Raw genomic sequence first — 18,772 nt, 5'->3', positions numbered from 1 at the left:
AGCCCCTGCATACGAAACGGGGCCATTACAAGAACAGTGCTCGCCTGAGGCACACCCTGCATTGTGTGAGGAGAAATCGCGATGACGTCGTACACCTCCGGGACCCCAACCCAGAACCGCACAGCACCCCAGTCCATCGGCTTTCTCCTTTTGGACAACTTCACCCTCATTTCGCTGGCCTCGGCCGTCGAGCCCCTGCGCATGGCCAACCAGCTGTCCGGCCGCGAGCTGTACCGCTGGCATACGCTGACCGTTGACGGTGGCCAGGTGTGGGCCAGCGATGGTTTGCAGATCACTCCCGATGCCGCCATGCACAATGCACCGCCCATGGACACCGTGATCGTCTGCGGTGGCGTGGGCATCCAGCGTACCGTCACCCGTGAGCACGTCACCTGGCTGCAGGCCCAGGCTCGCCAGTCGCGCCGACTTGGGGCGGTGTGCACCGGCAGCTGGGCGCTGGCCTGCGCCGGGCTGCTCGACGGTTTCGATTGCAGCGTGCACTGGGAATGCCTGGCGGCGATGCAGGAAGCCTACCCGCGGGTGAACATGAGTACCCGCCTGTTCACCCTCGACCGCAACCGCTTCACCAGTTCCGGCGGCACCGCGCCGCTGGACATGATGCTGCACCTGATCAGCCGCGATCATGGCCGCGAGCTGTCGGCGGCGATCTCCGAGATGTTCGTCTACGAGCGTATCCGCAACGAGCAGGATCACCAGCGTGTACCGCTCAAGCACATGCTGGGCACCAACCAGCCGAAGCTGCAGGAAATCGTCGCGCTGATGGAAGCGAACCTGGAAGAGCCCATCGACCTGGATGAACTGGCGGTGTACGTGGCGGTGTCGCGGCGCCAGCTCGAGCGCCTGTTCCAGAAGTACCTGCACTGCTCGCCGTCGCGCTACTACCTCAAGCTGCGCCTGATCCGGGCGCGGCAGCTGCTCAAGCAGACGCCCATGTCGATCATCGAGGTGGCGTCGGTGTGTGGTTTTGTTTCCACGCCGCACTTCTCCAAGTGCTACCGCGAGTACTTCGGTATTCCGCCGCGTGACGAGCGCGTGGGTTCGAACACCACGCAGCAGGTGGCGATGATGCCGATCCCGCAGGCCATGGCCCTGTCGCCGCACAGCGGGCCGATGGCGGCGCTGAGCCAGGCGCGCAACGAGTCGACTTTTGCCAGCGTGAGGCTCTGATACCGCATTCGCCGGCAAGGCCGGCTCCTACAGGTTGGTTACCCGTAGGAGCCGGCTTGCCGGCGAATGGGCCGTAAAGGTCAGGCGCGCCTGTTGAACTGCGCCAACGCCGGCAGCAACTGCTTGTCGATGGCCTGGCGCACGGCCGGGAGGATGGTCGCGCTGCCAGTGTACATCTGCTCCACCATTCCCTTCAGGGCACGGGCATTGGGCTCGGTCAGCCCGCGTATCACCACCTCGCAGGCCTGCTCGGCGCTGGCGCCGGCCGGAATATCGAAACCGCGCGAGCGCAACTGGCCCAGCAGGTCGTCCTGGTCGATCAAGTCTGCATGCATCATGACTGTTGTCCTTTGCCGCTGTTGTTTGCGATCGATTCTGTGTCCCTCACGCCAGGGCGGCAAGGATAGATTGCCGCGATGGCCGCTTTGGCTAAGAACAGGTCGTTTACGGCTAAATCGCCGGGGAAGGATGGCCGCACACTGAAGTCATTCACGGCACCGGAGGTTTGGTCACCTTCACTTCATGCACAGTGGATGTTGCTCGCTCTTGGCCCCGGATGCTCACGGCTTTCCGGGGTTGTTTTTTTGAGCGCGGTGGGGCTGCTGCGCAGCCCTTTCGCGGCACAAGGCCGCTCCTACAGAGGTTACGCAATCCGTCTGTAGGAGCGGCCTTGTGCCGCGAATGGGGCGCAAAGCGCCCCCAGGATCTGTCAGCCAGCAGATAGCCCCAGTACACGCCCGACAAACCGTGGTGCCTGCAGATCACGCTGCTCATTCATCAGTCCTTGCAACAAGGCGATACTACGCTCCCCGAACGGCGCCGACTTCGGCCCTGCCAGGTCCACATGCAGCAGCATCTGCTCACTGGCCGCCAGCGCCTCGTCGAACCCTGCCCGGTGCAGGCTGTGGTACAGGTGCAGGCGCTTCCTGTCGAAACCGATGATCTGCGTCTGCACCCACACCTCGCTGCCGAGCTTCACCTCGTGCAGGTAGTTGATGTGCGCCTCCAGGGTGAACAACGAATGCCCCGTCTGCCCACGGGCGTCGGCATCCAGGCCGATGCGTTCCATCAGCGCATCGGTGGCGTAGCTGAAGATCAGCAGGTAGTAGGCATCGCGCAAATGCCCGTTGTAATCCACCCAGTCCTCCTGGACGGGGGTTCGGTAGGTGATCAGTGCGGGCATCGGGTTCTCCTCAATCGCCGAAGGCCATGCCGTGGCTGGCCTTGCTGCTGCGCACCGCTTCCAGCACTGCCAGCAGGGTGTCATCTCGATAGCGCTCCAGGGCGGCGATGCTACGTTCGCCCAGTTGCTCCGAAGTACCTTCCACGACATCGTCGATCAGCTTGTCGGTCAGCTCTGGCGCCGGCAGGTAGGTCCAGGGCAGCTTCAGCGCCGGGCCGAACTGGGCCATGAAGTGGCGCATGCCGGCGTCGCCACCGGCAAGGGTGTAGGTGAGGAAGGTGCCCATGAACGACCAGCGCAGGCCCGCGCCGAAGCGGATCGCGTCGTCGATCTCGCCGGTGCTGGCCACCCCGTCGTTGACCAGGTGCAAAGCCTCGCGCCAGAGCGCTTCGAGCAGGCGGTCGGCGATGAAACCTGGGACTTCCTTGCGCACGTGCAGCGGGCGCATGCCCAGCGTGGTGTAGATGGCCTTCGCCGCTTCGATGGCGTCGGGGCTGGTATTCCTGCCGCCGACGATTTCCACCAGTGGCAGCAGGTACACCGGGTTGAACGGGTGCCCGACCACGCAGCGTTCGGGGTGGGTGGCCGACTCGTAGAACTCGCTGGGCAGCAGGCCCGAGGTGCTGGAGCCGATGATTGCGTTTGGCTTGGCGGCGGCGCTGATCTTGGCGTGCAGGTCGAGCTTGAGGTCCAGGCGTTCGGGTGCGCTTTCCTGGATGAAGTCGGCGTCGCGCACGCACTCTTCAATGGTGGTGACGAAGGTCAGGCGGTCTTGCGCGGCGCCGGGGGCCAAGCCCTGTTTCTGCAAGGCTGGCCAGGCGTTGGCGATGCGTTTGCGCAGGGCCGCTTCGGCGCCGGGCGCCGGGTCCCAGGCGATCACGTCCAGGCCGTGGGCCAGGGCGCGAGCGACCCAGCCGCTGCCGATCACGCCGCTACCGAGGGCGGCGAAGGTCTTGATGTCGGTGATGAAAGGCATGTCGAGCTCCAGGGAATCTGATTGGGCGGTGGCTGGCACCGGCTTTGCCGGTGTTCGCCGGCGAAGCCGGCTCCTACAGGGGTTAGCGGCGCTTGAGGTTCATCTTTTCCCGGCCTTCGGCCGGGGTGAGCACGCGGGCGCCCATGCGGGTGATGATTTCCGCTGCCCGCTCGACCAGCTGGCCGTTGCTGGCCAGCACGCCGCGGTCCAGGTAGAGGTTGTCTTCCAGCCCCACCCGCACGTTGCCGCCGAGCAGCACCGCCTGTGCAGCCATGGGCATCTGCATGCGGCCGATGCCGAAGCCGGCCCAGGTCACATCGGCGGGCAGGTTGTCGACCATGGCCTTCATGGTGGTGGTGTCAGCCGGCGCGCCCCAGGGGATGCCCAGGCACAGCTGGAACAACGGGTCGTCCAGCAGGCCTTCCTTGATCATCTGCTTGGCGAACCACAGGTGGCCGGTGTCGAAGATTTCCAGCTCGGCCTTCACACCGAGTTCGGTAATGCGCTTGGCACCGGCGCGCAACTGGGCGGGGGTGGAGACGTAGATGGCGTTGCCGTCGCCGAAGTTGAGCGTGCCGCAGTCGAGGGTGCAGATTTCCGGCAGCAACGCCTCTACGTGGGCCAGGCGCTCCAGCGGGCCGATCAGGTCGGTGCCTGGGCCGAACTCCATCGGCGACTCGCCCGGGCCGATCTCCAGGTCGCCGCCCATACCGGCGGTGAGGTTGACGATGATGTCCACGTCGGCTTCGCGGATGCGCTCCATCACTTCGCGGTAGAGGTTCACGTCGCGGCTGAAGCGGCCGGTCTGCGGATCACGGACGTGGCAGTGGACCACGGTGGCGCCGGCCTTGGCGGCCTCGACGGCGGATTCGGCGATCTGTTTCGGGGTGACCGGGACCAGGTGGCTCTTGGCGACCGTGTCGCCGGCGCCGGTGAGGGCGCAGGTGATGATGACGTCGTGGTTCATGGGGGTTCCTTCTGGAATCGTTTGTGAGCTTTTCGCGGATGAATCCGCTCCTACAGAAGGCGTGCTGTAGGAGCGGATTCATCCGCGATGCGATCTGTCAGTTGGCGGTGAGCTTGAGGTTGTCCGCGGCCGGCTTGCCGTCAAAGGTCGTTACCCCTTCAAGCCAGCGGGCCTTGTCCTCGGGGTGGTCCTTGAGCCACTGGCGGGCGGACTCCAGCGCATCCTTGTGGTCGAGCAGCGGCTGCATCATCCGGCTCTCGTCCTCGGCGCTGAAGCTCAGGTTGGCCAGCAGGCGACTGGCATTGGGGCAACGTTCGGCATAGTCCGGCGCGGTCACCGTCCACACCGTGGCGCGGCCCTCGTCCGGGCCGAGGGCGTCCTGGCTGTCGCCGAGGTAGACCATGTCGATGTTCACGTTCATCGGGTGCGGCGCCCAGCCGAAGAACACCACCGCCTCCTTGCGCCGCACCGCGCGGTCCACCGCGGCGAGCATGCCGGCCTCGCTCGACTCGACCAGCTGGAACTTGCCCAGGCCGAACTGGTTCTTGGCGATCATCGCCTTGATCTGGGTGTTGGCGCCCGAACCCGGCTCGATGCCGTAGAGCTTGCCGCCGAGCTCCTTCTCGAACTTGTGGATGTCGGCGAAGCTCTTCAGGCCCTTGTCGGCGAGGTACTTGGGCACGGCGAGGGTGGCGCGGGCGTCTTCCAGGCTGGGCTTGTCGAGCACCTTGACCTGGTTGGCCTGGATGAACGGGGTGATGGTCTGGGTCATGATCGGGTTCCAGTACCCGAGGAACATGTCCAGGCGCTTGTCGCGAATGCCGGCGAAGATGATCTGCTGCGAGGCGCTGGTCTGCTTGGTCTGGTAGCCCAGGCCGTCGAGCAGCACCTGGGCCATGGCGCTGGTGGCGATCACGTCGGTCCAGTTGACCACGCCCAGGCGCACGTCCTTGCAGGCGGCGGGCTCGGCGGCGAACAGGGGGGTTGCGAGGGTGGTGCTGAGTGCGAGGGACAACAGGCTGCGGCGGATAAAGCGTTGCATGGTGGCTCTCCATCGGCAGTGCGTTTTTTATGGGTGCCGGCCTCTGCGGGCCGTGTGAACAAGCTACGCTGGCAGCGGGGTGGAAAATCGCACCCTGGCGACCAAGACTTGCACGGAGGCGACCACTTTCACTGTGGAGCGAGCAATGCCCGAAACCATCGATTTCCTGCTGCTGCCGGGCTTTTCGGCCATGGGCTTCATCAGCGCCATCGAGCCGCTGCGGGTGGCCAATCGCTTCCGTGGCCCGCTGTATCGCTGGCGCGTGCTCAGCCTGGATGGCGGCGCGGTGCAAGCGAGCAATGGCATGTCGGTGAATGCCGATGGCGTGCTGGGCGAGGGCGAGCATGCCCGGCTGTTGCTGGTAGTCGCCGGCTTCGAGCCGCTGGCCTGCCATGGGCCGGTGCTACAGCAGCAGTTGCGCCGTTTCGATCATGAAGGCGTGGTGCTGGGCGGTATCGATACCGGTGCCATGGTGCTCGCCGAAGCCGGCCTGCTCGACGGCCATCGCGCCACCTTGCACTGGGAGGCGCTGGAGGCGTTCAAGGAGCGTTATCCACGCTTGCAGGCTACCCAGGAGCTGTTCGAGATCGACCGTCGGCGCATTACCTGCGCGGGTGGCACCGCCTCCATCGACCTGATGCTCGACCTCATCGCCCAGGCCCATGGCAGCGAGCTGGCGGTGCAGGTGTCGGAGCAGTTCGTGCTCGGGCGCATCCGTCCGCGCCAGGACCATCAGCGCATGCAGATCGCCACGCGCTACGGGCTGCGCAACAAGAAACTGGTCAAGGTGATCGGCGAGATGGAGCGCAACACCGAGCTGCCGCTGAACACCCAGGTGCTGGCTGACGCGGTACAGGTCACCCGGCGCCAGTTGGAGCGGTTGTTTCGCCTGCACCTGGACGACACGCCCAGTGGCTTTTACCTGCGGCTGCGGCTGGACAAGGCCCGGCAGTTGTTGCGCCAGACCGACATGAGCGTGCTGGAGGTTGGGGTGGCCTGCGGGTTCGAGTCAGCTTCGTATTTCACCCGTTGCTACAGGACGCGGTTCGAGTGTTGCCCGCGGCAAGACCGTCAGGCATCCACCCGCGTCGAGCGTTTCATTGCGAATCAGTAGGACTTGCTTCCAGATTATTGTGAGGCCGATACATCGATAGCGTGGGTAATCTATCAATCACACAAGGATTGCCATGATGTCGCCTACAAATCTGATGACTGGCACAATGCTGCTCCTCTCTACCCTACTTGTTCCCTGGATGGCCCATGCCGAGGTGGAAGGCTGTGAAAGCACCTCCACCGATCTCTATCGGGACTATTACCAGTCGGGCTGGAACCGCCTGGTCGACTACCCCGATGGCAAGCAGAAGATGATCATCGCTTCTGATCCGCAAGGCTTCCGTTACATGAGCCAGCGTTTCGACGAGTATCAGGAGGAAATCGATTCGGCCGGTTGGCACAAGACCGCGCCGGTCTACGAGGCCATCGCCCGGGAGCGCGACGAACCCTACCATGTGCCGGTGGTGATCAATGGCGATATCACCGAATACGGTCATGGCGGCGAGCGTGAGGCGGTGCAGAAGATGTTCCGCAAGATGGCGGCCGGCGTGGGTGGGCCGCTGATGCTGCCGGGGCTGGGCAACCACGACTACAAGAACAATGTCGACGACTGCGCCAATAACGGCTGTGCACGTGATGCCGTATGCGACCATATCGCCTGGGTCAAGGCCATGGAGCCAGTCAATGCCTTCGACCATCGCTACCTCGAAAGCACACACAAAGGCTCGTTGTCCTACTCGGTGACGGTGGGGCGTGTACGCATTATCCAATTGAACAATGAGCCGACCTACAACCAGCAATGGAGCACGGGCGGCGGTATAACCCTGAAGCCCAAACGCCACTTCTCGATTACCCAGTCGCTGGGTTGGCTGGAGAGACAGCTGGAGGAAGCAACGGCGCTTGGTGAGGTGGTGATCGTTAACATGCACACCTCGGAGGATTGGGATGACGCCAGCAAACGCGACTTCGAGTTCGCTCAAATGCTGGAGCGCCACGGTGTGGTTGCGGTCTTCTCCGGCCATAGGCATTGGAGTTTAGGTGAGTACCACCGCGGTTTCGGCAGCGTGCCCAACTTCAAGAGCGGTGCGCTGAATGCAGGTACTTACCTGCGCTTGACGTTCGACTGGAACGCCGGGCGGTTGAGTATCGACGAGGTGAGCATGGATGGGCACTTCGACAAGACCCATAACCTTGATTTGAAGCTTGCCGGCAAGTGACCAGCCCTCAGGCAGGAACAGAAAACGGTGCCTAGTGTTGCGTGTACTGGCCCGTTCGCCGGCAAAGCCGGCTCCTACAGGAAAAGCGCTGAGCTTGAGGCCTGCGTTGTACCTGTAGAAGCCGGCCTTGCCGGCGAAAATCAGTACCAGGCCACGAATGCGCTGTTACTGCTGGCCGATCGACTGCAGATACTCCGAACGCTCATCGCTACGCTGCGCCACGCAGGTATTCCATGCCGCCTCGAAGGCCTTGCTGCCGGGTTTCTCGGCATAGGTCTCGACCTTGCAGTCGGCGTCGCGCAACTGGGCCCAGAGTTTTTCCGCCGCCTCCATCTTCGTACTCAAGGCCGTCGCCTTGTCGCTCTCGTCCGCATACTGGTCGCGAATGCGCTGGATCAGGTCGTCGTAGGCCGACTTCAGCTCCCGCTCGGCGGTCTGCTTGTTGTAGGCGGCGCACGCGTAGCCTTGCTGGTCGCTCTCGACATTGTCGCAGGGCGTGCTTTCTTCCTCGGCGGCCTGAGCGCCGCACGCGACAGCCAGCAGAACCAGCCATGCCATTGATTTCATCCGTTTTCTCCCGATCAGGCTGACGAATCGCAGGATTCTCGCTCAGCCGGCGGCAGCGGCGATAGCTCCCTGACAAAAAGTTCATCAAAGCCTTACAAATCACGGTTGTCGAGACTCGCTCTCATCTGCGAAGGCCGCGCCAGAGCGCGCCGGGGCAGCCATTGACGCTTTCGGCAAACCCCCTGTCGTTTTTGCATCGGGGCGCATCCAGCCGCAGGCATATGCTGGCCCCAAAGCGCCGGCACAGGATTCGGCGCGGTCACACTCGATAAAAGGGGACAGCCTGATGAGCCCAGCCGAACTTCACGCCGACAGCATCGTCATCGACGGCCTGATCATTGCCAAATGGAACCGCGAGTTGTTCGAGGACATGCGCAAGGGCGGGCTGACCGCGGCCAACTGCACGGTGTCGGTGTGGGAGGGCTTCAAGGCCACCGTCGACAACATCGCATCCAGCCAGAAACTGATCCGCGAGAACAGCGACCTGGTGATGCCGGTGCGCACCACCGCCGACATCCGCAAGGCCAAGGAGCTGGGCAAGACCGGCATCCTCTTCGGCTTCCAGAACGCCCATGCGTTCGAAGACCAGATTGCCTATGTCGACGTGTTCAAACAGCTCGGCGTGGGCATCGTGCAGATGTGCTACAACACCCAGAACCTGGTGGGCACCGGTTGCTACGAGCGTGACGGCGGCCTGTCGGGCTTTGGCCGCGAGATCGTCGCCGAGATGAACCGCGTGGGCATCATGTGCGACCTCTCGCACGTCGGCTCCAAGACTTCCGAAGAAGTCATCCTCGAATCGAAGAAGCCAGTCTGCTATTCCCACTGCCTGCCTTCCGGGCTCAAGGAACACCCGCGCAACAAGTCCGATGCAGAGCTGAAGTTCATCGCCGACCACGGCGGCTTCGTCGGCGTGACCATGTTCGCGCCGTTCCTGGCCAAGGGCATCGACTCGACCATCGATGACTACGCCGAAGCCATCGAGTACACCATGAACATCGTCGGCGAGGATGCCATCGGTATCGGCACCGACTTCACCCAGGGCCACGGCCAGGACTTCTTCGAGTACCTGACCCACGACAAGGGCTACGCCCGGCGCCTGACCAACTTCGGCAAGATCATCAACCCGCTGGGTATCCGTACCGTCGGCGAGTTCCCCAACCTGACCGAGACCCTGCTCAAGCGCGGCCACTCCGAACGCGTAGTGCGCAAGATCATGGGCGAAAACTGGGTCAACGTCTTGAAAGACGTCTGGGGCGAGTAAGCCGCTCTCCAAGCCTGAAAGCCCCTGCCAGCAACACCAGGGCATCCAAATAAAAAATTTTATGGAGTTGAGTTTCCATGGCCAAGATCGCCCCGCAATTGCCAATCGAAGTCGACAGCGAGACCGGTGTCTGGACCAGTGATGCCCTGCCGATGCTGTACGTGCCACGGCATTTCTTCGTCAACAACCACATGGGCATCGAGGAAGTGCTGGGCGCCGAGAAGTACGCCGAGATTCTCTACAAGGCCGGCTACAAGTCCGCCTGGCACTGGTGCGAGAAAGAAGCCGAGTGCCATGGCCTGGAAGGCGTGGCGGTGTTCGAGCACTACATGAAACGCCTGTCGCAGCGTGGCTGGGGCCTGTTCCAGATCCAGGACATCGACCTGGACAAAGGTACCTGCAGCGTCAAGCTCAAGCACTCCGCATTCGTGTACGTCTATGGCAAGTGCGGCCGCAAGGTCGACTACATGTTCACCGGCTGGTTCGCCGGGGCCATGGACCAGATTCTCGCTGCCCGCGGCAGCTCGATCCGCACCGTGGCCGAACAGGTCTACGGCGGGTCGGAAGAAGGCCACGAAGATGGCCTGTTCGTTACGAAGCCGTTGTAAGCCGGAGACTGCGTCATGGCATTCGAAGCAATGTTCCAGCCGATCCAGATCGGCAAACTGACCATCCGCAACCGCGTGCTCAGCACCGCGCACGCCGAGGTCTACGCCACTGACGGCGGCATGACCACCGACCGCTACGTGAAGTACTACGAAGAGAAGGCCAAGGGCGGCATCGGCCTGGCGATCTGCGGCGGCTCGTCGGTGGTGGCCATCGACAGCCCGCAGGAGTGGTGGTCGTCGGTCAACCTGTCCACCGACCGCATCATCCCGCACTTCCAGAACCTCGCCGACGCCATGCACAAGCATGGCGCCAAGATCATGATCCAGATTACCCACATGGGCCGTCGCTCGCGCTGGGACGGCTTCAACTGGCCGACCCTGATGTCGCCATCGGGCATCCGTGAACCCGTGCACCGCGCCACCTGCAAGACCATCGAGCCGGAAGAGATCTGGCGGGTGATCGGCAACTACGCGCAAGCCGCGCGCCGGGCGAAGGAAGGCGGCCTGGACGGTGTCGAGCTGTCGGCCGTGCACCAGCACATGATCGACCAGTTCTGGAGCCCGCGGGTCAACAAGCGCACCGACGAATGGGGTGGCACCTTCGAAGGCCGCATGAAGTTCGGCCTGGAAGTGCTCAAGGCGGTGCGCAAGGAGGTCGGTGACGACTTCTGCGTGGGCATGCGCATCTGTGGCGACGAGTTCCACCCTGATGGCCTGAGCCACGAGGACATGAAGCAGATCGCCGCCTACTACGATGCCACCGGCATGCTCGATTTCATCGGCGTGGTCGGCTCGGGCTGCGACACCCACAACACCCTGGCCAACGTCATCCCCAACATGAGCTACCCGCCGGAGCCGTTCCTGCACCTGGCGGCCGGCATCAAGGAAGTGGTCAAGGTCCCGGTGCTGCATGCGCAGAACATCAAGGACCCGAACCAGGCCACGCGTATTCTGGAGGGCGGCTACGTCGACATGGTCGGCATGACCCGCGCGCACATCGCCGACCCGCACCTGATCGCCAAGATCAAGATGGGCCAGGTCGACCAGATCAAGCAGTGCGTGGGCGCCAACTACTGCATCGACCGCCAGTACCAGGGCCTCGACGTGCTGTGCATCCAGAACGCCGCGACTTCCCGTGAATACATGGGCGTGCCACATATCATCGAGAAATCCACCGGGCCGAAACGCAAGGTGGTGGTGGTTGGCGCCGGCCCGGCCGGCATGGAGGCGGCTCGCGTTGCCGCCGAGCGTGGCCACGACGTCACCGTGTTCGAGAAGAAAGAGCAGATCGGCGGGCAGATCACCATCGCCGCCAAGGCGCCGCAGCGCGACCAGATCGCCGGCATCACCCGCTGGTACCAGCTGGAGTTCGCCCGCCTGAAGATCGACCTGCGCCTGGGCACCGCCGCTGACGTGGCGACCATCCAGGACCTGCGCCCGGACATCATCGTGCTGGCCGTGGGCGGGCATTCGTTCCTCGAGCAGAACGAGCACTGGGGTGCCGCCGAAGGGCTGGTGGTCAGCAGCTGGGATGTGCTCGACGGCAAGGTCGCGCCGGGCAAGAACGTGCTGGTGTACGACACCATCTGCGAATTCACCGGCATGTCGGTGGCTGACTTCATCGCCGACAAGGGCAGCCAGGTCGAGATCGTCACCGACGACATCAAGCCGGGCGTGGCCATGGGCGGCACGACCTTCCCGACCTACTACCGCAGCATGTACCCGAAAGAAGTGATCATGACCGGCGACATGATGCTGGAAAAGGTCTACCGCGAAGGCGACAAGCTGGTAGCGGTGCTGGAGAACGAGTACACCGGCGCGAAGGAAGAGCGCGTGGTCGACCAGGTGGTGGTGGAGAACGGCGTGCGTCCTGACGAACAGCTGTACTACGCGCTGAAGGACGGTTCGCGCAACAAGGGCCAGATCGACGTGGAGGCGCTGTTCGCCATCAAGCCGCAGCCGATCCTCGGCCAGCCGGGCGAAGGCTACCTGCTGTACCGCATCGGCGACTGCGTGGCCCAGCGCAACGTGCACGCGGCGATCTACGACGCCTTGCGCCTGTGCAAGGACTTCTGATCTGGCCCCCCCTGTAGGAGCGGATTCATTCGCGATGAGGCCGGCACAGGCGGATGTGTTGTCGCTGCCGACGCTATCGCGGATGAATCCGCTCCTACAGGGCTCCGCGCCGCTCTTGGGAGCGGCGCAAGAATCCAGCTGTTGTGGGAGCCTCCCATGTTGAACACCCTTCTACCCATCCTGCTATTCGCCGCCCTCGGCCTGGCGGTGCTCGGTGCCCTGCGCCGGGTGCGCATGTGGCGGCGCGGGCGGCCGAGCAAGGTCGACCTGATCGGCGGCCTGCTGGCCATGCCGCGGCGCTACCTGGTGGACCTTCACCATGTGGTCGAGCGCGACAAGTACATGTCCAAGACCCATGTGGCCACGGCCGGTGGTTTTGTACTGTCGGCCGCGCTGGCGATCCTGGTGCATGGCTTCGGCTTGCACAGCAAGATCCTTGGCTACGCCTTGCTGGTGGCCACGGTGATCATGTTCACCGGTGCGATCTTTGTCTTCAAACGCCGCCTGAACCCGCCGTCGCGCCTGTCAAAGGGCCCTTGGATGCGCCTGCCCAAGAGCCTGCTGATGTTCGCGGCGAGTTTCTTCATCGCCACGCTGCCGGTGGCCGGCATCCTGCCGGAGGGTACGGGTGGCTGGGTACTCGTCGTTGTGTTGGGCATTGGTGTGCTCTGGGGTGTGTCCGAGCTGTTCTTCGGCATGACCTGGGGCGGCCCGATGAAGCACGCCTTCGCCGGCGCCCTGCACCTGGCCTGGCACCGCCGTGCCGAGCGCTTCGGCGGTGGGCGGTCCACCGGCCTCAAGCCGCTGGACCTGGAAGACCCGAACGCACCACTGGGCGTGGAAAAACCGGTCGATTTCACCTGGAACCAGCTGCTTGGTTTCGACGCCTGTGTGCAGTGCGGCAAGTGCGAGGCCATGTGCCCGGCGTTCGCCGCCGGCCAGCCGTTGAACCCCAAGAAGCTCATCCAGGACATGGTCATCGGCCTGGCCGGTGGCACCGATGCGCAGTTCGCTGGCAGCCCTTATCCGGGCAAGCCGGTCGGTGAGCATGGCGGCCACCCGCACCAGCCGATCGTCAATGGCCTGGTCGACGCCGAGACGCTCTGGTCGTGCACCACCTGCCGTGCTTGCGTGGAGGAGTGCCCGATGATGATCGAGCACGTCGACGCCATCGTCGACATGCGCCGCCACCTGACCCTGGAGAAGGGCGCTACCCCGAACAAGGGCGCCGAGGTGCTGGACAACCTGATCGCCACCGACAACCCCGGCGGCTTTGCTCCGGGCGGAAGGATGAACTGGGCAGCCGACCTCAACCTGAAACTGTTGTCCGAGGTGAAGCGTACCGACGTGCTGTTCTGGGTCGGCGACGGTGCCTTCGACATGCGCAACCAACGCACCCTGCGCGCGTTCGTCAAAGTGCTCAAGGCCTCGGGCTTGGACTTTGCGGTGCTCGGCCTGGAAGAGCGCGACAGCGGCGACGTGGCCCGGCGTCTGGGTGACGAGGCGACCTTCCAGCAACTGGCCAAACGCAATATCCAGACCCTGGCCAAGTACCAGTTCCAGCGCATCGTCACCTGCGACCCGCACAGCTTCCATGTGCTGAAGAACGAGTACGGCGCGCTGGGCGGCGAGTACCAGGTGCAGCACCACAGCACCTACATCGCCGAACTGATCGCCGCGAACAAGCTCAACCTCGGCCAGCATAAAGGTGGCAGCGTCACTTACCACGACCCGTGCTACCTGGGTCGCTACAACGGCGAGTACGAAGCCCCGCGCGACGTGCTCAGGGCATTGGGCATCGAAGTGCGCGAGATGCAACGTTCGGGCTTCCGTTCTCGTTGCTGCGGCGGCGGCGGCGGTGCGCCGATCACCGATATCCCCGGCAAGCAGCGCATTCCCGACATGCGCATGGACGATATCCGCGAGACCCAGGCCGAGCTGGTGGCGGTGGGTTGTCCACAGTGCACGGCAATGCTCGAAGGCGTGGTCGAGCCGCGCCCACAAATCAAGGACATTGCCGAGTTGGTGGCCGACGTGCTGATCGAAGAAGAAGCGCCTGCAACCGCCAAGTCGCAAGCCGCCAAACGTGAACCTGCGGAGGTGCATTGATGAGCGACATCATCCGCCGCGACCCACGCGCCGAGTGGATCGCCCGTAACCGCCTGCACCCTCTGCATGCGGCGATGCAGACGCAACAGACAAGCTGGATGGGCCCCAATGGCGTCATCCGCAAGAACCCGCACGCGATCGCCACCGGCTTCATCGGCCCCAGCGGCCTCAAGCGTATCGACCGCAGCGGCGCCCAGCAGGGCACCAGCGTGGGCGGGCGGCGTACGGCCGCCGCCGAAGTGCAGTTGCCGCTGCACCAGGTGGCGGAGCCTGCCTTCTACATTGCCGTGGTGCCCGATATGGTCGGTGGCCGCCTGGGCAGCCATGACCGCGACCTGCTCGGCCTGGCCCATAGCCTGGCCGGTAGCGGCGGCGCGGTGCTGGCCATCGTCTTTGGCGAACACAAGGAAAACAACTTTTCCACAGCCGGTGTCGACCGCTTGCTGGTTATCGAGGGCGAGGCGTTCGAGGGTTATGCACCGGAGCAACTGGTGCAGGGGCTGCGCGCTGTGGATAACCAATTGTCCCCGCGCCACTGGTTGCTGCCCGACAGCCGCAGCGGTGGCGGCGAACTGGGCCGGCGTTTCGCCGCTGCCTTGGGCGAGCGCCCGGCGACGCGGGTGTGGCAGGTCAAGGATGGCCAGTGCATTGGCCGTGCCGGGGCCGGCCAGCACGATATTCAACGCGATCTGCCACGGTTGATCCTGGGCGCCGCCGAATGCGCCGAACCGGTCAGCGAAACCCGCCACGAAGCGCTGCCCGTGGAGTTGTCCACAGGTGTGGCGCGCAGCCTGTCACGCATCGAGGACCTTGGCCCGGTGGCCGTGGACCCGGCTGCCATCGCCATGGCCGAGGCCGAGTTCATCGTCTCTGGCGGCAACGGTGTCAAGGACTGGGACCTGTACCACAAGGCCACGGCGGCGCTCGGTGCCACCGAAGGCGCCTCGCGGGTGGCGGTGGACGACGGCTTCATGCCGCGCAATCGCCAGGTCGGTGCCACCGGAACCTGGGTCACCGCGCGGGTCTACGTGGCTGTGGGTATCTCCGGCGCTATCCAGCATCTGCAAGGTATCGGCGCCTGCGACAAGGTGGTGGCGATCAACATGGACCCGGGTTGCGACATGATCAAACGGGCCGACCTGTCGGTGATCGGCGACAGCTCAGCCATTCTTCAAGCCTTGATCGACGCTGTGGATAACTACCGCAGCGGCGGCCAGCGCGACGCGGCATAGGGGCAGCGAGCATGAGTACGAAAGTCATCAGCCTGGTCTCGATCGGTGCCCACCCCAGCTCTGGCCGCGCCCGTCGCGCCGAGCAGGATGCCCGTGCCGTGGAACTGGGTTTGCAACTGGCTGGGGATAACTTGCAGGTGGTGCATGCCGGTGACCCGCGTGAAGAGGCGCTGCGCGCTTACCTGGGTATGGGGCTTGAGCATCTGGATGTCCTGGAGCAGCCGGCCGGTGCCGATGTGCTCGGCGTGCTGGGCGACTACCTGCGTGATGCCGGTGCTCAACTGGTGCTGGCGGGCAGCCAGGCCGAGACGGGGGAAGGTTCGGGCATGCTGCCGTTCCTGCTGGCCGAGAAGCTGGGTTGGCCGCTGGTGGTCGGGCTGGCCGAGGTGGAGTCCATCGAGAATGGCACCGCCCAGGTGCTGCAGGCCTTGCCCCGGGGTCAGCGGCGTCGCTTGAAAGTGCGGCTGCCGTTGCTGGCGACTGTGGATAACGCTGCGCCCAAGCCACGCCAGAGTGCTTTTGGTCCGGCACGCCGGGGTGTGTTGGCGGCGCGCAACGTGGCGGTGGTGGAGGACCCGGTGCTGGGCGAGGATGCCCTGCAACCCGCTCGCCCACGGCCGAAACGGCTCAAGGTGATCAAGGCCAAGAGCGGCGCCGACCGGATGAAGGCAGCCACGGCCAAGGCCAGTGGCGGGGGTGGCAAGGTGCTCAAGGATGTTTCTCCGCAGGAGGGGGCTGAGGCCATCCTCAAGCTGCTGGTGGAGGAGGGGGTGCTGCGCTGACCTGTTGTACCCAGAATCTGTTGGGGGTTCTGTGGATAAAGTGTTTGCGTATTGCTGCAGGCCCTTATTCATGGGGCTTGCAGGGATATGATCAATTTTTGATCAGTTAAAGCCACGACCCGTTCGTGGCTTTTTCATTTCCGCGGTGGGGTGGAGGGTGAATATTGCCCACAATGGCTGTTGGCGGGTCTGTGGATAATATGTTTGGTATGTGCTGTAGGCGTTGATTTCATTGGCTTTGACAATTTTGATCAAAAATTGATCGACGGGGCTTGGTTGTGCCTGGAAATCAATATTTTCAGAGGGTTGCAGTGTTATCCACAGCAGGTTTTCGCACAGGCAGCGACTTGCTCACAAAGTCTGTTGGCGAACGTGTGGACAAGTTGTTTGGATAACTCTGTAGCCATTGAATTCATTGGCTTACACGGAATTGATTAAAAAATAACCAGTTCCATGTCTGTATTTTTTTGCAGAGTTTCCACAATTGCTGTTGGCCGCGCTGTGGATAAAGTGTTGGTGGGTATCTGCACACCTTAAAGGGCGTGGGCTGCGGTGGTTTGGGTGTTTTTTGATCAAAGCCACACGGCATCCCAGTGTGGATAGTGGCGCAAGCTGCACACGAGCCCGGACCGCAGGGGGTTGCTAACGATATAGCGCGCGGCAGTGCGGATGTCTTCGTCCTGGCGCAGGGCGTGATCGTGGAAGTTCTTTTGCCAGAGGCTGCCTTGGCGGGAGGCTGCTGCGTTGATCAGGCGGGTGCTCCTGGATTTGACCTTGCGCATGAGGTTGGAGAGGTCGACTGCTTGTGGTTCCACCAACCAGTGAAAATGGTCGGGCATAACCACCCAGCAGAGGCTGCGTGCCCATTGCTGGTCATGGGCGTGGCGCAGTTCAGCGATCAGCAGGCGTGCGAGTTGGAAGTCGCAGAACAGCGGTTCTCGACCGAGTACGACGCTGGTGATGATGTATGGGCGGCCTGGTTCGGAGTAGCGGCCGGTTCTCAAGCGATGGGAATGGGCGATTTTCATCCGTGATCTCCTCTGTTGTGGGGAGAGTCTAGGTATCGGACTACCTGAGATCGGAGCGATATTGAGGCTGGATGTAACGCAAGCAGCGCAAACTGCGTAGGAGCCAGCTTGCTGGCGAACGAGGTCGCCAGGTTCGCCAGCAAGCTGGCTCCTACGGGATGGGGGGTGTTTGCAGATTATTGCGCCTTGATCTCCTTGAGGTAGGACGCAGGCTCGGCGCCAAGGTTGTTCAGCAAACGCTGGCTGTACCAGTCGATGAAATTCACCACGCCGAACTCATAGGTCTTCGAATAAGGCCCAGGTTGATAGGCGGTGGAGTTGATCCCACGCTGGTTCTCCTCGGCCAACCGGCGGTCCTGGTCGTTGGTCGCGTCCCAGACCTTGCGCATGTCCTCGGGGTTGTAGTCGACCCCCTCCACCGCATCCTTGTGCACCAGCCACTTGGTGGTGACCATGGTCTCCTGCGCGCTGATCGGCCACACGGTGAACACGATCATGTGGTCACCCATGCAGTGGTTCCACGAATGCGGCAGGTGCAGGATGCGCATCGAGCCCAGGTCCGGGTTCTTGATGCGGCCCATCAGCTTCTGGCAGGCCTGCTTGCCGTCCATGGTCATGGACACGGTGCCCTTGAGCAGCGGCATGCGCACAATGCGGTTACGCAGGCCGTGGCTCTTGTGCAGGTACGGGATCTTCTCGGCTTCCCAGGCAGCGGCCGAGGCGGCCACGTGGTCCTTGAATTCCTGGCTGGCGCGCGGGTCGTTGGTGTCGTCCCACTCCAGCAGCGTCTTCAGCAGCTCAGGGTGCGAGCCGTTGCAGTGGTAGCACTCGCGGTTGTTCTCCAGCACCAGCTTCCAGTTGGCCTTTTCCATCAAGGTGGTCTGCACCGCCACCTTGGTGTTCTCCATGTCGTACGGTTCCATGTAGTGGTCGAGCGTGGCCAGGAACTCGTCGATGGCCGGCGGGTTCTCGGCCAGGCTGATGAAGATGTAGCCACCGGCCACCTTCACGTTCACAGGCTTGAGGCCGTACTGGTTCATGTCGAAGTCGGCACCCATCTCGGTGCCGGCGAACAGCAGGCGGCCGTCGAGCTCGTAGGTCCACTGGTGGTACGGGCATACCAGCTTGGCCACCTTGCCCTTTTCACTGACGCACAGGCGCGAACCGCGGTGGCGGCAGACGTTGTGGAAGGCATGCACCTTACCTTCCGCGCCACGCACCACGATGATCGGGTTCTTGCCGATCTGCAGGGTGATGTAGTTGCCCTTGGCCGGGATTTCGCACACCAGGCCGGCGATCAGCCACTCCTTGTGGAAGATCTCCTGCATGTCGATCTGGAACAGGCGTTCGTCGCTGTAGAACGGTTGCGGCAGCGAGTAGGTGCGCTCGCGGGTCTGCAGCATCTCGGCGGTGGCCTTGCGTGCAGGTTCCAGTGGATCGCCCAGGCTCAGGGTTGCGGTGACGTCCATCGTGTGGTCCT

General features: G+C 63.4%; 17 protein-coding genes. 9 read left to right on the top strand and 8 right to left on the bottom strand.

The window, feature by feature from the left end:
- Positions 1-81: 81 nt before the first annotated feature.
- Positions 82-1,188, top strand: a complete 1,107-nt coding sequence (gene gbdR / locus NGM28_RS02185) for a choline metabolism transcriptional regulator GbdR (RefSeq protein WP_011536172.1) — start codon at positions 82-84, stop codon at positions 1,186-1,188.
- Between the two features lie 80 nt (positions 1,189-1,268).
- Here gbdR and NGM28_RS02180 read toward each other — a convergent pair whose 3' ends face one another.
- From NGM28_RS02180 to choX, 5 genes are all read right to left on the bottom strand, one after another.
- Positions 1,269-1,526: a hypothetical protein gene (locus NGM28_RS02180; protein WP_044488534.1), complete on the bottom strand. Its 258-nt coding sequence runs from the start codon at positions 1,524-1,526 to the stop codon at positions 1,269-1,271.
- Positions 1,527-1,897: 371 nt separating this feature from the next.
- Positions 1,898-2,371 (bottom strand): thioesterase family protein, encoded by a 474-nt coding sequence (locus NGM28_RS02175; protein WP_252088528.1) that lies wholly within the window; start codon positions 2,369-2,371, stop codon positions 1,898-1,900.
- A gap of 10 nt (positions 2,372-2,381) precedes the next feature.
- On the bottom strand, positions 2,382-3,347 hold the full coding sequence (locus NGM28_RS02170; RefSeq protein WP_252088527.1) for an L-carnitine dehydrogenase: 966 nt from the start codon (positions 3,345-3,347) through the stop codon (positions 2,382-2,384).
- Positions 3,348-3,429: 82 nt separating this feature from the next.
- Complete coding sequence (gene cdhC, locus NGM28_RS02165) at positions 3,430-4,314, bottom strand: 3-dehydrocarnitine:acetyl-CoA trimethylamine transferase CdhC (protein ID WP_050703418.1); 885 nt, start codon at positions 4,312-4,314, stop codon at positions 3,430-3,432.
- Positions 4,315-4,411: 97 nt separating this feature from the next.
- Positions 4,412-5,356 (bottom strand): choline ABC transporter substrate-binding protein, encoded by a 945-nt coding sequence (gene choX / locus NGM28_RS02160; RefSeq protein ID WP_252088526.1) that lies wholly within the window; start codon positions 5,354-5,356, stop codon positions 4,412-4,414.
- 145 nt (positions 5,357-5,501) lie between these two features.
- On the opposite strand from choX, the gene NGM28_RS02155 reads away from it, so the two are divergent.
- Positions 5,502-6,470: a GlxA family transcriptional regulator gene (locus NGM28_RS02155; protein ID WP_240065276.1), complete on the top strand. Its 969-nt coding sequence runs from the start codon at positions 5,502-5,504 to the stop codon at positions 6,468-6,470.
- A 106-nt stretch (positions 6,471-6,576) separates the two neighbouring features.
- Entirely contained in the window at positions 6,577-7,626 is a 1,050-nt protein-coding gene (locus NGM28_RS02150; RefSeq protein ID WP_252088525.1) for a metallophosphoesterase family protein, read from the top strand.
- A gap of 165 nt (positions 7,627-7,791) precedes the next feature.
- Here the strand turns inward: NGM28_RS02150 and NGM28_RS02145 are convergent, their stop codons facing one another.
- Complete coding sequence (locus NGM28_RS02145; protein WP_240065278.1) at positions 7,792-8,193, bottom strand: lysozyme inhibitor LprI family protein; 402 nt, start codon at positions 8,191-8,193, stop codon at positions 7,792-7,794.
- Positions 8,194-8,479: 286 nt separating this feature from the next.
- Between NGM28_RS02145 and NGM28_RS02140 the strand changes: the two genes are divergently transcribed.
- From NGM28_RS02140 to etfB, 6 genes are all read left to right on the top strand, one after another.
- Positions 8,480-9,457, top strand: a complete 978-nt coding sequence (locus NGM28_RS02140; RefSeq protein ID WP_011536164.1) for a dipeptidase — start codon at positions 8,480-8,482, stop codon at positions 9,455-9,457.
- A gap of 77 nt (positions 9,458-9,534) precedes the next feature.
- Positions 9,535-10,065, top strand: coding sequence for a DUF5943 domain-containing protein (locus NGM28_RS02135; RefSeq protein WP_252088524.1), 531 nt, complete (start codon positions 9,535-9,537; stop codon positions 10,063-10,065).
- A gap of 15 nt (positions 10,066-10,080) precedes the next feature.
- Positions 10,081-12,141, top strand: a complete 2,061-nt coding sequence (gene dgcA, locus NGM28_RS02130; protein ID WP_240065280.1) for a dimethylglycine demethylation protein DgcA — start codon at positions 10,081-10,083, stop codon at positions 12,139-12,141.
- A 156-nt stretch (positions 12,142-12,297) separates the two neighbouring features.
- Positions 12,298-14,250: a dimethylglycine demethylation protein DgcB gene (gene dgcB, locus NGM28_RS02125; RefSeq protein ID WP_252088523.1), complete on the top strand. Its 1,953-nt coding sequence runs from the start codon at positions 12,298-12,300 to the stop codon at positions 14,248-14,250.
- Positions 14,250-15,482: an electron transfer flavoprotein subunit alpha gene (gene etfA / locus NGM28_RS02120; RefSeq protein ID WP_252088522.1), complete on the top strand. Its 1,233-nt coding sequence runs from the start codon at positions 14,250-14,252 to the stop codon at positions 15,480-15,482. The genes dgcB and etfA overlap by 1 nt, the downstream gene beginning before the upstream one ends.
- An 11-nt stretch (positions 15,483-15,493) precedes the next feature.
- Complete coding sequence (gene etfB, locus NGM28_RS02115) at positions 15,494-16,264, top strand: electron transfer flavoprotein subunit beta (RefSeq protein WP_252088521.1); 771 nt, start codon at positions 15,494-15,496, stop codon at positions 16,262-16,264.
- A gap of 572 nt (positions 16,265-16,836) precedes the next feature.
- Here the strand turns inward: etfB and NGM28_RS02110 are convergent.
- Positions 16,837-17,292, bottom strand: coding sequence for an REP-associated tyrosine transposase (locus NGM28_RS02110; protein WP_252088520.1), 456 nt, complete (start codon positions 17,290-17,292; stop codon positions 16,837-16,839).
- A 176-nt stretch (positions 17,293-17,468) separates the two neighbouring features.
- Positions 17,469-18,761 (bottom strand): glycine betaine monooxygenase oxygenase subunit, encoded by a 1,293-nt coding sequence (gene gbca, locus NGM28_RS02105; protein ID WP_011536156.1) that lies wholly within the window; start codon positions 18,759-18,761, stop codon positions 17,469-17,471.
- Positions 18,762-18,772: the final 11 nt, after the last annotated feature.

This window comes from Pseudomonas sp. MWU13-3659 (assembly GCF_023757525.1).
Classification (GTDB): Bacteria; Pseudomonadota; Gammaproteobacteria; order Pseudomonadales; family Pseudomonadaceae; genus Aquipseudomonas; species Aquipseudomonas entomophila_E.
This window is presented reverse-complemented; position numbering and strand designations above follow the sequence as displayed.